The 15,928-nt window shown below is 69.9% G+C and carries 14 protein-coding genes; 7 read left to right on the plus strand and 7 right to left on the minus strand.

Features of this window, described 5'->3' with window-relative positions:
- The first annotated feature begins 178 nt into the window (after positions 1-178).
- The 3 genes from pknB (at position 179) to AB0K36_RS27065 (ending at position 3,561) form a co-directional block, all read left to right on the plus strand.
- A complete protein-coding gene (pknB, locus tag AB0K36_RS27055) occupies positions 179-2,128 on the plus strand; it encodes a Stk1 family PASTA domain-containing Ser/Thr kinase (protein ID WP_364599357.1) in 1,950 nt (649 codons plus the stop codon).
- A gap of 5 nt (positions 2,129-2,133) precedes the next feature.
- Positions 2,134-2,982, plus strand: coding sequence for a deoxyribonuclease IV (locus AB0K36_RS27060; protein WP_364599359.1), 849 nt, complete (start codon positions 2,134-2,136; stop codon positions 2,980-2,982).
- A 78-nt stretch (positions 2,983-3,060) separates the two neighbouring features.
- Positions 3,061-3,561 (plus strand): DUF4396 domain-containing protein, encoded by a 501-nt coding sequence (locus tag AB0K36_RS27065; protein WP_364599361.1) that lies wholly within the window; start codon positions 3,061-3,063, stop codon positions 3,559-3,561.
- Between the two features lie 47 nt (positions 3,562-3,608).
- Here AB0K36_RS27065 and AB0K36_RS27070 read toward each other — a convergent pair whose 3' ends face one another.
- Entirely contained in the window at positions 3,609-4,241 is a 633-nt protein-coding gene (locus AB0K36_RS27070; protein ID WP_364599363.1) for a sulfite oxidase-like oxidoreductase, read from the minus strand.
- Between the two features lie 154 nt (positions 4,242-4,395).
- Between AB0K36_RS27070 and bfr the strand changes: the two genes are divergently transcribed.
- The gene (gene bfr / locus AB0K36_RS27075; RefSeq protein ID WP_189475531.1) at positions 4,396-4,875 is read left to right on the plus strand and encodes a bacterioferritin; all 480 of its coding nucleotides are present in this window, start codon (positions 4,396-4,398) and stop codon (positions 4,873-4,875) included.
- A gap of 39 nt (positions 4,876-4,914) precedes the next feature.
- Here the strand turns inward: bfr and AB0K36_RS27080 are convergent, their stop codons facing one another.
- Positions 4,915-5,181 carry a (2Fe-2S)-binding protein gene (locus AB0K36_RS27080; protein ID WP_364599365.1) on the minus strand — a complete coding sequence of 89 codons (267 nt, stop codon included), beginning with the start codon at positions 5,179-5,181 and terminating at the stop codon, positions 4,915-4,917.
- A gap of 145 nt (positions 5,182-5,326) precedes the next feature.
- Positions 5,327-6,673, minus strand: coding sequence for a class II 3-deoxy-7-phosphoheptulonate synthase (locus AB0K36_RS27085; RefSeq protein WP_189475603.1), 1,347 nt, complete (start codon positions 6,671-6,673; stop codon positions 5,327-5,329).
- Positions 6,674-6,838: 165 nt separating this feature from the next.
- Between AB0K36_RS27085 and AB0K36_RS27090 the strand changes: the two genes are divergently transcribed.
- The 3 genes from AB0K36_RS27090 to AB0K36_RS27100 all read left to right on the plus strand — a co-directional run bounded on the left by AB0K36_RS27090 (position 6,839) and on the right by AB0K36_RS27100 (position 11,742).
- Entirely contained in the window at positions 6,839-9,622 is a 2,784-nt protein-coding gene (locus AB0K36_RS27090) for an N-acetylmuramoyl-L-alanine amidase (protein WP_364599367.1), read from the plus strand.
- A gap of 95 nt (positions 9,623-9,717) precedes the next feature.
- The gene (locus AB0K36_RS27095; RefSeq protein WP_159695253.1) at positions 9,718-9,780 is read left to right on the plus strand and encodes a trp operon leader peptide; all 63 of its coding nucleotides are present in this window, start codon (positions 9,718-9,720) and stop codon (positions 9,778-9,780) included.
- A 96-nt stretch (positions 9,781-9,876) separates the two neighbouring features.
- On the plus strand, positions 9,877-11,742 hold the full coding sequence (locus AB0K36_RS27100; RefSeq protein ID WP_364599369.1) for an anthranilate synthase family protein: 1,866 nt from the start codon (positions 9,877-9,879) through the stop codon (positions 11,740-11,742).
- Between the two features lie 12 nt (positions 11,743-11,754).
- On the opposite strand, the gene AB0K36_RS27105 is transcribed toward AB0K36_RS27100, so the two are convergent.
- The 4 genes from AB0K36_RS27105 to macS form a co-directional block, all read right to left on the minus strand.
- Positions 11,755-12,762: a 2-hydroxyacid dehydrogenase gene (locus tag AB0K36_RS27105; RefSeq protein WP_364599371.1), complete on the minus strand. Its 1,008-nt coding sequence runs from the start codon at positions 12,760-12,762 to the stop codon at positions 11,755-11,757.
- A 78-nt stretch (positions 12,763-12,840) separates the two neighbouring features.
- On the minus strand, positions 12,841-13,869 hold the full coding sequence (locus tag AB0K36_RS27110) for a 6-phosphofructokinase (protein ID WP_364599373.1): 1,029 nt from the start codon (positions 13,867-13,869) through the stop codon (positions 12,841-12,843).
- A gap of 158 nt (positions 13,870-14,027) precedes the next feature.
- On the minus strand, positions 14,028-14,702 hold the full coding sequence (locus tag AB0K36_RS27115; RefSeq protein ID WP_364599375.1) for a response regulator: 675 nt from the start codon (positions 14,700-14,702) through the stop codon (positions 14,028-14,030).
- Positions 14,699-15,907: a MacS family sensor histidine kinase gene (gene macS / locus AB0K36_RS27120; RefSeq protein ID WP_364599376.1), complete on the minus strand. Its 1,209-nt coding sequence runs from the start codon at positions 15,905-15,907 to the stop codon at positions 14,699-14,701. Before macS ends, AB0K36_RS27115 begins: the two co-directional genes overlap by 4 nt.
- Positions 15,908-15,928: the final 21 nt, after the last annotated feature.

The following is a 15,928-nucleotide window of genomic DNA, read 5'->3' on the forward strand; positions in this document are numbered from 1 at the left end:
GCGATTGAGGCGCGGGGGTCCGGGGGCGGAGCCCCCGGTTCGGGAAGGGGCGGGTTGGGGAAACGGCCCCGCGCAGCGGCCGCCCGCCCGCCACCCCCGCGTCACAGCTCGGCTGCAGTCCGGCCCCACCCGCGTCCGACCCGTCGGACCCCGTCTTCGCGGCTCGTAGAATCGGCGCGTGGATACGACCCTCCAGGACCCTCTCGTCGGGCAGGTGCTCGACGGCCGCTACCGCGTCGATGCGCGCATCGCCGTCGGCGGCATGGCCACGGTCTACCGGGCCGTCGACACCCGGCTCGACCGGGTGCTCGCTCTCAAGGTGATGCATCCGGATCTCGCCACGGACGTCACGTTCGTGGAGCGGTTCATCCGCGAGGCGAAGTCCGTCGCACGGCTGGCGCACCCGAACGTGGTCGGGGTCTTCGACCAGGGCGCCCAGGGCGCGTACGTGTATCTGGCGATGGAGTACGTGGAGGGCTGCACCCTCCGTGACGTCCTGCGTGAGCGCGGCGCGCTCCAGCCGCGGGCCGCGCTCGACATCCTGGAGCCCGTGCTGGCCGCGCTCGGCGCCGCGCACCGGGCCGGGTTCGTGCACCGGGACATGAAGCCGGAGAACGTGCTGATAGGGGACGACGGCCGGGTCAAGGTCGCCGACTTCGGCCTGGTGCGCGCGGTCGGTTCCGTGACCAACACCTCGGGCACGGTCCTCGGCACCGTCTCCTATCTCGCGCCGGAGCAGATCGAGTACGGCACGGCGGACACCCGCGCCGATGTGTACGCGTGCGGGGTCGTCCTCTACGAGATGCTGACGGGCGCCAAGCCGCACGCCGGTGACACTCCGGCCCAGGTGCTGTTCCAGCACCTGAACGCGGACGTCCCGGCGCCGTCCGCGCTCTTCCCGGGGCTCGCCGTCGAGCTGGACGAGCTGGTGGCGAGCGCGACCGCCCGTAATCCCGATGTCCGCCCGCACGACGCGGTGGCCCTGCTTGCCCAGGCGCGTGAGGCGCGGGCGGCGCTCGGCGACGAGCAGCTGGACGCGGTTCCCCCGCGGGCCCGCACCGGGGAACCGGCGGACGGCGGATCGGACGGCGACGCGTCCGACGAGGACCGTACGGACGTCATTGTGCGGGCACCGGCCGACGCGGAGCCCGGGGTGCACCACACGGCCCGGCTGATCCTGCCGCCTCCGGAGCGGCCCGAGCCCGAGCCGGTGCGTCCGGCCGGCCGGGGCCTGCCGATGTCGCGCCGCGGCCTGTTCGCGCTGCTGCTCGCGGTGATCACCGTCATCGGTGTGGGTGCGGGCGTCTGGTACATCAACTCCGGCCAGTTCACCCGTGTCCCCCCGCTGATCGGCAAGAGCGAGCAGCAGGCCCGGGAGGCGCTCGACAAGGCGGGCCTGGACCTGAAGACCGTCCGCCACGACTTCAGCGAGACAGTGGCCCGCGGCACCGTCATCAACAGCGACCCGGGCACGAACGAGCGGATACGGGGCAACGGCTCCGTGACGATCACCGTCTCCCGCGGTCCGGAGATCGTGAAGGTTCCCGAGGTGTCCGGCAGGCCGCTGGCGGAGGCCGAGCGCGAGCTGCGCAAGGTGGGGCTGGCGCCGGGCGTGGTGACCAGGGAGTTCGACGAGAGCGTCGCCCAGGGTTCGGTGATCCGTACCGACCCGGCCGCCGGCAGCGGCCGGAGCCCCGACACCGCCGTGTCGATCGTCGTCAGCAAGGGTGCGCCGATCGACATGCCTGATGTGACGGGTGACTCCGTCGAGGACGCGACGGCCGAGCTCGAGGAAGCAGGTCTGAAGGTGAAGGTCGCCGACGAGCGGATCCACTCCGAGCAGGAGGCCGGTGCCGTCGCCCGGCAGTCGGCCGCCGAGGGGGCCAGGCTGGCCCGCGGCGACACGGTCACGCTGACGGTCTCCAAGGGCCCGCGGATGGTGGACGTGCCGGACGTGGTCGGTGACAAGGTGGACGACGCCACCGCCGAGCTGGAGGAAGCCGGCTTCGTGGTGAAGGTCGAGAAGAACTTCCCGTTCCTCGGTGACGAGGTCGAGAGCCAGTCCGTCGAGGGCGGCGGCCAGGCGCCGGAAGGCAGCACGATCACGATCAAGACCAAGGGGCTCTAGTTCTCATGCGCAACCCTGTCGGCGGCCACGTTCCCGTGGCCGGCGGCCTCGCCACGACCGGACTCACCTACGCGAGGGAACTGGAGGCGGAGACCGTGCAGGTCTTCGTGGCCAATCCGCGGGGCTGGGCGACGCCCAAGGGGAATCCGGCCCAGGACGAGAAGTTCCGGGCCGAGTGCGCGGCCGAGGGCGTCTCGGCCTGGGTGCACGCCCCCTATCTGATCAACTTCGGTTCTCACACCGAAGCCACCGTCGAGCAGTCCGTCCTCTCCTTGAGGCACTCGCTGCGCCGGGCCCGGGAGATCGGCGCCCGAGGCGTGGTGGTGCACACGGGTTCGGCGACGGGGGGCCGCGCCCGTGAGGTGGCGCTGGCCCAGGTGCGGGAGCGGATGCTGCCGCTGCTGGACGAACTGACGCATGACGACGATCCGTTTCTGCTTCTGGAGTCGACGGCCGGCCAGGGCTCCTCGCTCTGCTCCCGTACCTGGGACTTCGGTCCCTACTTCGAGGCACTCGACGCGCATCCCAAGCTGGGCGTCTGCCTGGACACCTGCCACATCTTCGCGGCCGGGCACGACCTTGCGGCGCCCGGGGGGATGGCGCGGACACTGGATCTGCTGGTGGAAACGGTGGGCCAAGGGCGGCTGAAGCTGATCCACGCGAATGACTCGAAGGACATCGCCGGGGCACACAAGGACCGTCACGAGAACATCGGCTCGGGCCACATCGGCGAGGAACCGTTCCGCGCGCTGATGTCGCATCCCGCCACCGAGGGCGTGCCTCTGGTCATCGAGACGCCCGGTGGCAAGGAGGGACATGCCGCGGACGTTGCGCGGCTGAAAGAACTTCGCTGAGACTCTGCGGAATACCCCGAGGGGGTATACGGTTCCTACTGGTCGGCAGGAACCGCTACCGCATATTGGGGGCACGCCATGCAGCACGAGACGCACATGGACCACTCGGAGCACGGGCACCACGGCCACGCACAGGGCCCGGGCAGGGCGAGCTGGAGCATGGCGGCCAAGGCGACCCTGCACTGCCTCACCGGCTGCGCCATCGGCGAGGTGCTCGGCATGATCATCGGTACGGCGCTGGGCTGGGGCACCGCCCCCACGATGATCCTCGCCATCGCGCTGGCTTTCCTCTTCGGCTACTCGCTGACCCTGTGGGCGGTCCTGCGGGCCGGCCTGAGCCTGAAGGCGGCGATCGGCGTGGCACTCGCCGCGGACACCATCTCCATCACGGTCATGGAGATCGTCGACAACGGCGTGCTGCTCCTCGTCCCGGGCGCGATGGACGCCCATCTGGCCGACTTCCTCTTCTGGGGCGCGCTCGCGTTCGCGTTCCTCGTCGCGTTCGTGGTCACCACTCCAGTGAACAAGTGGATGATCGGCCGCGGCAAGGGTCACGCGGTGGTCCACCAGTACCACTGACGTCGGTACCACCGACGTCTCCCACGGCGGACCTCACGGCCCGGGGCTCAGAGCTCCGGGCCGTCCCCGGGTTCCTCCTGGTACGAGTACCGCTGCTCCCGCCAGGGATCGCCGAGGTTGTGATAGCCCCGCTCCTCCCAGAAGCCACGGCGGTCGGCCGTCATGTACTCCACACCCCGGACCCACTTGGGCCCCTTCCAGGCGTACAGGTGCGGGACCACCAGACGCAGCGGGAAGCCGTGCTCCGCGGTCAGCAGTTCGCCGTCCTTGTGGGTGGCGAAGATCGTGCGTTCCGCGACGAAGTCGGAGAGGCGCAGATTGGCGCTGAAGCCGTACTCCGCCCAGACCATCACATGACTGACGGAGGGCGCCGGCGGGGCGAGCTCCACGATCGTACGGGCGGGCACACCGCCCCATTCGGCCCCCAGCATGCTGAACTTCGTCACGCAGTGCAGATCGCCGACTACGCTCGCGTAGGGAAGCGCCGAGAACTCCTCGTGGTTCCAGCAGTGCTTCTCACCGTCGGCGGTGGCGCCGAAGACCCTGAACTCCCAGCGGTCCGGCTTGAACTTGGGTACAGGTCCGTAGTGGGTGACGGGCCAGCCTCGCTGGAGTCGCTGCCCCGGCGGAAGCTCGGACTCCTCTGGTGCGCGGTATTCCCGGCTCTCCGGCTGACCCATGCCTTCAATGGTGACAGACCGGGAGGGGTGGTCATGACCAGGTCTGGGCCGATTCGGGCAACTCCTACTAAGCATGCACTTACTGGACGCTCCCGTGTCGCGGTGCAAGGATGCGCGAACCTGCCCAGACGTACGCGTGGAAGGAGCCTCTGCGATGCAGGGCGACCCCGAGGTCCTCGAGTTCCTCAACGAGCAGCTGACTGCCGAGCTGACCGCGATCAACCAGTACTTCCTGCACGCGAAGATGCAGGAGAACTTCGGCTGGACGAAGCTCGCCAAATACACCCGGGCCGAGTCGTTCGACGAGATGAAGCACGCGGAGGTGCTCACCGACCGGATCCTCTTCCTGGACGGTCTGCCGAACTACCAGCGGCTGTTCCATGTGCGCGTCGGGCAGACGGTCACCGAGATGTTCCAGGCCGACCGGCAGGTCGAGGTGGAGGCGATCGACCGCCTCAAGCGCGGAATCGACGTCATGCGCGCGAAGGGCGATGTCACCTCGGCGAACATCTTCGAGTCGATCCTCGCGGACGAGGAGCACCACATCGACTACCTCGACACCCAGCTGGACCTGGTCGACAAGCTCGGTGAGGCGCTGTACATCGCCCAGCTGATCGAGCAGCCGGAGTCCTAGGCGACGAGCGACGGCCGGCGGAACCGGGCCGGGCCCGGCCTAGGCGGCTTCGCCGAGCGCGGGCCCGGTACCGCCGTCCGGCTCCGAGGCCAGGACGGACGCGCCGTTGCCTTGCTCCAGCAGCTCACGGCGGGGGCAGGCGCCACGGCCCAGGATTCCCTGGATGCGCCGCACACAGGAACCGCAGTCGGTGCCGGCCTTGGACACGGACGCGATCTGCCGGGGGGTGCAGGCACCGGCATCCGCATGCTCCTTGACCTGCTTCTCCGTGATGCCGAAGCACGAGCAGACGTACACGCGGTTCACCTCCCGGGATCGATTGGTTGTCGCCGTCCCGATGATCGGTGAGGCTAACCTAACCTTACCCGCAGCCCCGGGCCGGTAAAAGCCCCGAATATGCCGGTGGGGCATGGATCACATCGATCCACGCCCCACCGGCACATCGCCTCGGCTACTGGTCGCGGTACATCTCCGCGACGAGGAACGCCAGGTCCAGGGACTGGCTGCGGTTCAGCCGGGGGTCGCAGGCCGTCTCGTAGCGCTGGTGCAGGTCGTCGACGAAGATCTCGTCGCCGCCGCCCACGCACTCGGTGACGTCGTCACCGGTGAGCTCGACGTGAATGCCGCCGGGGTGGGTGCCGAGCGCCTTGTGGACCTCGAAGAAGCCCTTGACCTCGTCGAGCACGTCGTCGAAGCGGCGGGTCTTGTGGCCGGACGCCGCCTCGAAGGTGTTGCCGTGCATCGGGTCGGTCACCCACGCCACGGTCGCGCCGGAGGCCGTGACCTTCTCGACCAGCTCGGGGAGCTTGTCGCGGACCTTGTCGGCGCCCATGCGGACGATGAAGGTCAGCCGGCCCGGCTCACGGTCGGGGTCGAGACGGTCGATGTAGGTCAGCGCCTCGTCCACCGTCGTCGTCGGCCCGAGCTTGATGCCGATCGGGTTGCTGATCCTGGAGGCGAACTCGATGTGCGCGCCGTCCAGCTGGCGGGTGCGCTCACCGACCCAGACCATGTGGCCCGAGGTGTTGTACAGCCGGCCGGTGCGGGAGTCGGTCCGGGTCAGGGCCGACTCGTAGTCCAGCAGCAGGGCCTCGTGGGAGGAGAAGAACTCGACCGTGCGGAACTCGGCCGGGTCGGTGCCGCAGGCCTTCATGAAGTTCAGCGCGTTGTCGATCTCACGGGCGAGCTGCTCGTAGCGCTGGCCGGAGGGGGACGACTTCACGAAGTCCTGGTTCCAGGCGTGCACCTGGCGCAGGTCCGCGTAACCGCCGGTGGTGAAGGCACGCACCAGGTTGAGCGTCGAGGCGGAGGCGTTGTACATCCGCTTGAGGCGCTCGGGGTCCGGGATGCGGGCCTCTTCGGTGAAGTCGAAGCCGTTGACGGAGTCGCCGCGGTAGGTCGGCAGGGTCACGCCGTCGCGGGTCTCGGTGGGCTTGGAGCGCGGCTTCGAGTACTGGCCGGCGATGCGGCCGACCTTCACCACGGGGACGGACGCGGCGTAGGTGAGGACCGCGCCCATCTGGAGCAGGGTCTTCAGCTTGTTCCGGATGTGGTCGGCGGAGACGGCGTCGAAGGCCTCGGCGCAGTCGCCGCCCTGGAGCAGGAACGCCTCGCCCTTGGCGACGGCTCCCATCCGGGCGCGCAGCTGGTCGCACTCGCCCGCGAAAACGAGCGGCGGATACGACTCGAGGTCCGCGATCACATCGCGCAGAGCCTCGGCATCGGGGTACTCGGGCTGCTGCGCCGCGGGCAGGTTTCGCCAGGTGTTGCCACCGGTAGCGGTGGTCTTAGCGTTCACGGTCACAGCACAACCCTACGGCTTCCCGCCACCTGTCCGGCCGCGTGCCCAGCGACTGAGACAGCCGTCCGAAATGTCCCTCGACGACGTTCACCCGATCGAGTGGTGTTACCCTGCGGCGCGTTTTCGAAACGGATCACAACACAAGACGGACCAGGGGTGGGCGTGAGCCAGGGGCACCGCAGAGATCGCAAGAAGAAACGGCTCTTCTACGGGGTGGCGGCGGCAGTCGTCGCCACTGCCACGATCGGAACGGTCGCGGTGGCATCGCCCGACCTCGTCGGTCTCGGCGACGACAAGGGCAGCCGGAACGAGTCGCTCCAGAGCCAGTTCGCGGAGGCGGCGCGCGAGTTCGACGTACCCCAGAGCGTGCTGATGGCGGTCTCGTACCGGCAGACGCGCTGGGAGGACCACGAGGGCGAGCCGAGCGTCACCGGCGCGTACAACGTGATGGGTCTGACGGACGTCGACCCGGAGGACATCGAGACGGACGAGGCCGGCGAGGAGGCCGTCGCCCACTTCAACGGCAGCGGCAAGCCGGAGATCGAGAAGTCCTTCGATCCCGCCAAGGTCCGTCGGATTCTGGCCGAGGCGACCGTCGACACCGACGACCCCCGGCTCCACACCGTGGACAAGGCCGCCGAGCTGATCGACAGCTCCCCCGAGGCGGTCCAGAGCGACACCTCCGAGTCCATCCGGGCCGGCGCGGCTCTGCTCGCGGAGTACCAGAAGGAGGCCGGCGCGGAGCTGTCCGACGACCCTGGCGCCTGGTACCCGGCAGTGGCCCGCTACAGCCAGTCGCCGGACAAGAAGGGCGCCGACCTCTTCGCCAAGCGCGTCTTCGAGTCGATCAAGACGGGTGAGCAGGAGCTCACCCTGGACGGCGAGCAGGTCTCCCTGCCGGCCGACCCGTCGGTCCGGCCCGTCAAGCCCGCGAACGTCCCGCTGGCGGTGAGCCACGCCTCCACCACGGCGGAGCCGACGCTCGAGTGCCCCACCGGCCTGAACTGCAACTTCGTGCCGTCCCGCACGTCGAGCACGGGCAAGCGCAACTACACGCTCGCCGACCGCCCGAACCAGGGTGTGGACATCCGCCAGATCGTCATCCACGACACCGAGGGCGGCTACGACGGCTCGCTCGCGGCGCTCACGAACCCGGATGTCCCGGGCAGCGCGCACTATCTGATCCGCGCCTCGGACGGTCTGGTCACCCAGATGATCGAGAACAAGCACCTGGCGTGGCACGCGGGCAACTGGACCCACAACATGCACTCGATCGGCGTGGAGCACGAGGGCTACGCGATCAAGGAAGGCAAGTGGTACACCGAGTCCCAGTACCAGTCCTCGGCCGACCTGGTGAAGTTCCTGGCCACCAAGTACAACGTGCCGCTGGACCGCGACCACATTATCGGCCATGACGAGGTGGCGCTCCAGACGGACGCCGGCATGGCCAATCTCCACTGGGACGCGGGCCCGTACTGGGACTGGAACCACTACATGGGCCTGATGGGCGCCCGGCAGGGCGACCAGGGCGCGGGCGGTCCGCTCGCGGCCGGCCAAGTGGTCCGTGTCGTTCCCCCGTTCACCACGGCGAACCAGCCCAAGCTCACCGTCGGTGGCAACGCGGTCACCGCCCGACCGTCCAACTTCGGCTACCTCTACACCTCGCCCTCGACGAGCGCGTCGACGCTGACCGACCCGTATTTCACCTCCCTCTGGTCCGAGGGCTCGAACTACGGGAACAAGGTCCGTGCCGGTGGCAGCTACGTCGTCGCCGAGGCTAGGACCAACTGGACGGCAATCTGGTACGCGGGCAAGAAGGCCTGGTTCTACAACCCGGGCGGCCAGTACACCGTTCCGGTGGCCAATGCCACGAGCATCAAGGTGAAGGCCGGTGCGACCTCGGCCGACGTCTACGGGCGCTCCTTCCCGGAGACCGCCGCCTACACCGCCGCGGGCCTCGAGGCGCCCGGTGACGAGAACGCCCACCTGACGAAGTTCACCTTCGCCGCCGGCCAGGCCTATGTGAAGGCCGGCCCGGCGGTGAGGGGCGACGACTGGTTCGGCTCCGCGCAGAAGAACGTCATAGGCGACACGCTCTACGTGCCGATCCGCTTCCACCACAAGATCACCTGGGTGAAGGCGGCCGACGTCGTGGAGGCCACCCCCACCGCTCCCGATCCCGGCACCACCCGGTTCAACGTGCTCGCCCGCGACACCGGCGGCTCGCTGTACCAGTACCAGGGCACCGGCAGCGCGACGACGCCGTTCTACTCGCGCTACCGGATCGGCGGCGGCTGGCAGGGCTACAACGCCATCACCGATCTCGGACCGCTCCGTGCCGACGGCACCGGTGACATGGTGGCCAGGGACGGCTCCGGCTACCTCTGGTACTACAAGGGCAGCGGCAACAAGAACCAGCCGTTCCGGGCCCGCGTCAACGTCGGCCCCGGCTGGAACATGTTCAACATGATCGTCGGCTCGCAGGACCTCGACGGCGACGGCATCGCCGACATGGTCGGCCGTGAGCCGTCCGGCGCCCTGTGGTTCTACAAGGGCACCGGCGTCCCGTCCGCCCCCTTCGCCCGCCGCACCAAGGTCGGCGACGGCTGGCAGACGTACAACATGCTCGTCGCCACCGGTGACCTCGACAAGGACGGCAAGGCCGACGCGGTCGGCCGGGACACGTCCGGCTACCTGTGGTTCTACCGGGGCACCGGCAACGGGGCGGCTCCGTTCGCAGCGCGCATCCGGGTCGGCGGCGGCTGGAACATGTTCAACATGCTGGTCTCCACCGGGGACCTGAACAAGGACGGCATCGCCGACATGGTCGGCCGTGAGCCGTCCGGCGCCCTGTGGTTCTACAAGGGCACCGGCGTCCCGACGTCTCCCTTCGCCGCCCGGACCTCGGTCGGCAACGGCTGGCAGATCTACAACACGCTGATCTGACCCGCGCACCTCGCACACTCCGCCCGCGTCGGCGGGGCCGTCCTCATCGTGGGACGTGCCCCGCAGGCGCGGGCGGATGCGTTATCGTCGGCGTCATGTTCGCGCAGCAGATCCAGAACTGGTGGTGGACCGCACTCCGGCGGCCCACTGCTTCCTGATCGCGCGCAGCACCGATCGCGAAGGCCGCCCGAGGGGCGGCCTTCACTGTTTTCCCGACAGCGGCCGTTCCTCCTCTCCCGGAAGGAACACCCCGCATGCTCATCGGACGACTGCTCGACGACGACTGCCCCCCGTTCGCCCTGCTGCACCGCCGTACCCCCGGCCGCGACCACGGCACCGTCGAGGTCCTGATCGGCGACGTCCACGAGGCCGCCCGCCTGGCCGACATCCCGGTGGGCGGGCATCCCTCCCTGGCGCTCGTGCCCTTCCGCCAGATCGCGGAACGCGGCTTCGACGTGACCGACGACGGCACGCCCCTCGCGGTGCTGGTCGCCCGCGAAAGCCATGAACTCGCCCTCGGGCAGGTCCTGGAGGAGCTCCCCCGGCACGAGGTACGGGTCGAGGGCGGCACGTTCGACGTCGGCGACGAGGAGTACGCGGACATCGTGCGGCGGGTCGTCGAGGACGAGATCGGGCAGGGTGAAGGCGCCAACTTCGTGATCCGGCGCACCTTCACCGGGCAGATCGACGGCTTCGGCCGGGCCGACGCGCTCGCACTGTTCCGGCGCCTGCTGACCGGCGAACGCGGCGCGTACTGGACCTTCGTGGTCCACACGGGCGACCGCACGCTGGTGGGGGCGAGCCCGGAGGTGCATGTGCGCATGACCGGCGGCACGGTCGTGATGAACCCGATCAGCGGGACCTTCCGGTATCCGCCCGGGGGGCCGACCGCCGAGGCGCTGCTCGCCTTCCTGGACGACCGCAAGGAGCGCGAGGAGCTCTCCATGGTGGTCGACGAGGAGCTGAAGATGATGTGCACGGTCGGCGACATGGGCGGGGTCGTGGTGGGGCCCCGGCTGAAGGAGATGGCTCATCTCGCCCACACCGAGTACGAGTTGCGGGGACGCTCGTCCCTCGACGTGCGCGAGGTGCTGAAGGAGACGATGTTCGCCGCCACGGTCACGGGCTCGCCCCTGCAGAACGCCTGCCGGGTCATCGAGCGCCACGAGGTGGGCGGCCGCGGCTACTACGCGGGCGCGCTGGCACTGATCGGCACGGACGCCTCCGGCGCGCAGACGCTGGACTCGCCCATCCTGATCCGTACCGCCGACATCGACGCCACGGGCACACTGCGGGTGCCGGTCGGGGCGACGCTGGTGCGGCACTCCGACCCGGCCGGCGAGGTCGCGGAGACACACGCCAAGGCCGCGGGCGTGCTCGCCGCGCTGGGAGTGCGGCCGGGGCGGTCCGACGCCGGGGGGCCGGCGCCGCGTCTGGCGGACGATCCACGCGTGCGGGCGGCCCTGGACTCCCGCCGGGCCGATCTCGCCCCGTTCTGGCTGCGGATGCAGGAGCAGGCCGCGAGACTCTCCGGGCACGCCCTGGTCGTCGACGGCGAGGACACCTTCACCGCCATGCTGGCGCATCTGCTGCGCTCGACCGGGCTGGAGGTGACCGTGGTGCGGTACGACGCGCCGGGGCTGCGGGAGCGCGCCCTCGCCCACCCGGGGCCCGTGGTGCTGGGACCGGGCCCCGGCGACCCGGCCGACGCGTCCGACCCGAAGATGCGCTTCCTGCGGGCCCTCGCCGCCGACCTGCTGAAGGGGCACGGCCACGGTCTGCTGGGTGTGTGCCTCGGCCATGAGGTGCTGGCCGCGGAGCTGGGGCTGGTGACCGTCCGCAAGGACGAGCCGTACCAGGGGGCGCAGGAGCGGATCGACTTCTTCGGCCGCCCGGAGACGGTCGGCTTCTACAACAGCTTCACCGCGCGCTGCGACGAGGTCACCGCGGCCGAACTCGCCATGCACCGGATCGAGCTCAGCCGGGACGAGGTGACCGGTGACGTGCACGCGCTGCGCGGCAGCGGTTTCGCGTCCGTGCAGTTCCATCCGGAGTCGGTGCTGACCATGAACGGCGCGGCGCTGACGGCGTCGCTGCTGGCGGGTGTGCTGGTCGGCTGAGGGACACGGCGCTCAGAGGGCGGGCGCGGCGGGGACGAGCACGTTCTCGCTGCGCCGGCCCTCGAGGTGGTCCTTGATGTTCCGGGCGGTGGTGTCCACGATCTGGGCGACCGCTTCCACGGTGTAGTACGCCTGGTGGGAGGTGACGAGGACGTTGGGGAACGTCATCAGCCGGGCGAGGGTGTCGTCGTCGACCGCCTCCATGGACCTGTCGAGGAAGAACAGCCCGGCCTCCGCCTCGTACACGTCGAGGCCGACCCCCGCGAAGCGCCCCTTGCGCAGTTCGCCGACGAGGGCGTCGCTGTCGATCAGGCCGCCGCGGCTGGAGTTCACCAGGATCGCGTCGTCCTTCATCGCGCGCAGCTCCCGGGCGCCGATGAGATGCCGGGTGGCGGGCAGCAGCGGTACGTGGAGGGTGACCAGGTCCGCGGCGGCGAGGAGTTCGTCCTTGTCGACGTATTCCATGCCCAGTTCGAGGCACACGGGGTTCGGCGCCACGTCCAGGCCGAGCAGCCGCATGCCGAAGCCGTGGGCGATCCGGGTGAATGCCTCTCCGATCTTGCCGGTGCCGATCACGCCGGCGGTCCGGCCGCGCATGTCCCGGCCCATCAGGCCGTCGAGGCGGAAGTCGAAGTCGCGGGTGCGGTTGGCGGCGCGGACGATACGCCGGTTGACGGCCATGGCCAGCGTCCAGGCGAACTCGGCGACGGAGTACGGCGAGTAGTACGACACCCTGGCGACGGTGAGACCGAGCCGCCCTGCCACATCGAGGTCGATGTTGTTGAAGCCGGTGGAACGCTGGGCGATCATCCTCGTGCCGCCCGCGGCGAGGGGCCGCAGCACCTCGGCGTCCAACTGGGCGTTGACGCTGGTGGAGATCACCTGGTGGCCGGCGGCGATGGCGGCGGTGTCGGCGTCGAGGAACACGTCCAGGCACCGGACGCTCATGCGGAGATCCGCGAATGCCTTCTCGATGAGCGGCTTTTCGTCGGCCTGGACACCGTAGGCGAGGATTTCCACGTTCTCTCCCGGTTCACGAGCTGTGGGCCGGATACCCGCGAATACCCGGATATCGCGAATATACGGCCCACCGCGGCGTCAGCCGAAGAAGACGCCGACCTCCTCGTAGAGCTTCGGGTCGACCGTCTTGAGCTTGGCTGTCGCCTCCGCGATCGGCACCCGCACGATGTCGGTGCCCTGGAGGGCGACCATCTTGCCGAAGTCCCCGTCGCGCACGGCGTCGATGGCGTGCAGCCCGAAGCGGGTGGCGAGCCAGCGGTCGAATGCGCTCGGGGTGCCTCCGCGCTGGACGTGGCCGAGGACGGTGGTGCGGGCCTCCTTGCCCGTACGGCTCTCGATCTCCTTGGCCAGCCACTCGCCGACGCCGGAGAGGCGGACATGGCCGAACGAGTCGAGCGTGCCGTCCTTGAGGACCGCCTCGCCGTCCTTGGGCATCGCGCCCTCGGCGATCACCACGATCGGCGCGTAACTCGCCTTGAAACGGGAGGTGACCCAGGCGCAGACCTGGTCGACGTCGAAACGCTGCTCGGGGATGAGGATGACGTTGGCGCCGCCCGCGAGACCGGAGTGGAGGGCGATCCAGCCCGCGTGACGCCCCATCACCTCCACGACGAGGACACGCATATGGGATTCGGCCGTGGTGTGCAGCCGGTCGATCGCCTCGGTGGCGATGCCGACCGCCGTGTCGAAGCCGAAGGTGTAGTCGGTGGCGGACAGGTCGTTGTCGATGGTCTTGGGTACGCCGACACAGCTGATGCCGTACTCGTCGCAGAGCCGCGCCGCGACGCCGAGCGTGTCCTCGCCGCCGATGGTGACGAGGGCGTCCACCTCGTGCTTGGCGAGGTTCTCCTTGATCCGGCGGACGCCGTCCGCCTCCTTCAGCGGATTGGTACGGGAAGAGCCGAGGATCGTGCCGCCGCGGGGAAGGATGCCGCGGACGGCCGGGATGTCGAGCGGGACGGTGTCGCCTTCCAGCGGTCCGCGCCAGCCGTCGCGGTAGCCGACGAACTCGTAGCCGTACTCCTGCACACCCTTGCGGACGAGGCCGCGGATGACCGCGTTGAGGCCGGGGCAGTCGCCGCCCCCGGTCAGTACTCCGACGCGCATGGAAACTTCCCTTCGCCAGATGAGCCCTGTGACCGTCACGCTAATGGTGACGCAGGTCACTCAGGGATGGGGCGAATGGTCGATTCCTGTGCGTGGCGCGGTCGTTGACCGTCCGCCATTCACTCGTACGGGTACAACTCGAACCGGCCGGCGGGCGGTCAGACGTCGTCCAGGCCGCGCTCGATCGCGTACCGCACCAGCTCGACGCGGTTGTGCAACTGAAGCTTGCCCAGGGTGTTCTGCACATGGTTCTGGACGGTGCGGTGGGAGATGACCAGCCGCTCCGCGATCTGCTTGTACGACAACCCCTTGGCGACCAGCCGCAGTACCTCGGTCTCCCGGTCCGTCAGCTGCGGGGCCTTCGGCTCGTCCGCACCGGCCGGCGGACCGGGCTCCGAGGCGAGCCGGCGGTACTCGCCGAGCACCAGGCCCGCGAGACCCGGTGTGAAGACGGGATCGCCCACAGCCGTGCGGCGCACCGCGTCCGTCAGCTCCTCCGTGCTGGCCGACTTCAGCAGATAGCCGGTGGCGCCCGACTTCACCGCCTCGAGGACGTCCGCGTGCTCGCCGCTGGCGGACAGCACCAGGACACGCAGTCCGGGCAGCGCCCCGACCAGTTCCTTGCACACCTGCACGCCCGGCAGCTCGGGCAGATTGAGGTCGAGCACGAGAACGTCGGGCGCGGCGGCCCTGGCCCGGCGCACGGCCTGCGCACCGTCGCCCGCCGTGGCGACCACGTCGAACCCGGCCTCCGTGAGGTCGCGTGCCACCGCGTCCCGCCACATCGGATGGTCGTCGACCACCATCACCTTGAGCGTCCGCTGATCCGTCATTTCGCTGCCTTCCCCCGTGGGATCCTGAGCTCTACTTCCGTGCCCTGACCGGGGACCGACAGCAGCTCGGCCGTGCCGCCGAGGTCCCGCAGCCGCCCGCGGATGGACTGGGCGACTCCGAGCCGGCCCTCCCCCTCCGCCTGCGCGAGCCGGCCGTCCGCGATGCCGGGGCCGTCGTCCCTGACCGTCACGATCACCTCGTCGGGCCAGTCCTCGACCAGGATCCATGCCTGGGCGTCCGGGCCCGCGTGCCTGTGCACATTGTCCAGTGCGGCCCCGACCGCCGCCGCCAGCTCGCGGGCCGCCGGAGCGTCCATCAGGACGGGGGCGCCGGGCTCCGACAGCGTCACCTTCGCGCCGGCGTGCGGGGCGAGCAGCGTCCGCAGGTCGCAGGGCCGCGCGGGCCCGTCGTCGTCCGGTACGTCCACGACCCGTACGACCGCGCCCTCGGACTCGTCCTCCGACACCCGGGACGCCGGGACCAGACCACCGGCGACCAGGCTGCGCAGCGCGACCTCCTGCTCGCCCGCCATCCTGCCCAGCTCCGCCGCCTCGCCGCCCAGGGCCGTGCCCCGGCGCTGCACCATCGCGAGGACCTGGAGAACGCTGTCGTGGATGTCGCGCGCCAGGCGCTCCCGCTCACGGGTCGCCGCCTCGATCTCCAGGGCACGGGCGAGGGTGCGCTCGGAGGCTCGGGCCACCTCGACGACGTAGCCGATCGCTATGGAGGCGACCCACACCAGCAGGACGTTGTGGAAGGTGTCCCGGCTGGGCTCGCCCCGCTCGATGATGTTGGCGACGGCGACGAAGGACGAGGCGAAACCGGCCCAGCGCCAGCCGCCCTTGATGGCGAAGGCGAGGACGGAGCCCGCCGTCCAGATCGACGGCAGGGTGGGGCCGTCGTGGGTCTGGGCGTGCGCGTCGGCAAGCGGGGTGAGGAGTATGCCGGTGAGGGCGATGGTCAGGTCCGCGGCGAGGAACCCTTTGGTGCAGCGCGCCGCGTTGGCGACCTTGGGGAGGGTGGCCAGGGTCCAGACGGCCATCACCGCGAGGAAGCCGGCCGCCACCAGCGGGCGTTCGAAGTTCTGCCGGGTGAAGACGAAGAGCAGCACCGCGTAGACCATGGTCAGCACGCGGTACGCGGTCAGGGCACGCCACAGCGGCAGCTCGACCGACATCCGCACGACACGCTCGCGCTTGGCCATCTCCCCCACCCCGTAGCAGTG

Origin of the sequence: Streptomyces kurssanovii (assembly GCF_040677245.1) — a bacterium.
GTDB lineage: Bacteria > Actinomycetota > Actinomycetes > Streptomycetales > Streptomycetaceae > Streptomyces > Streptomyces kurssanovii.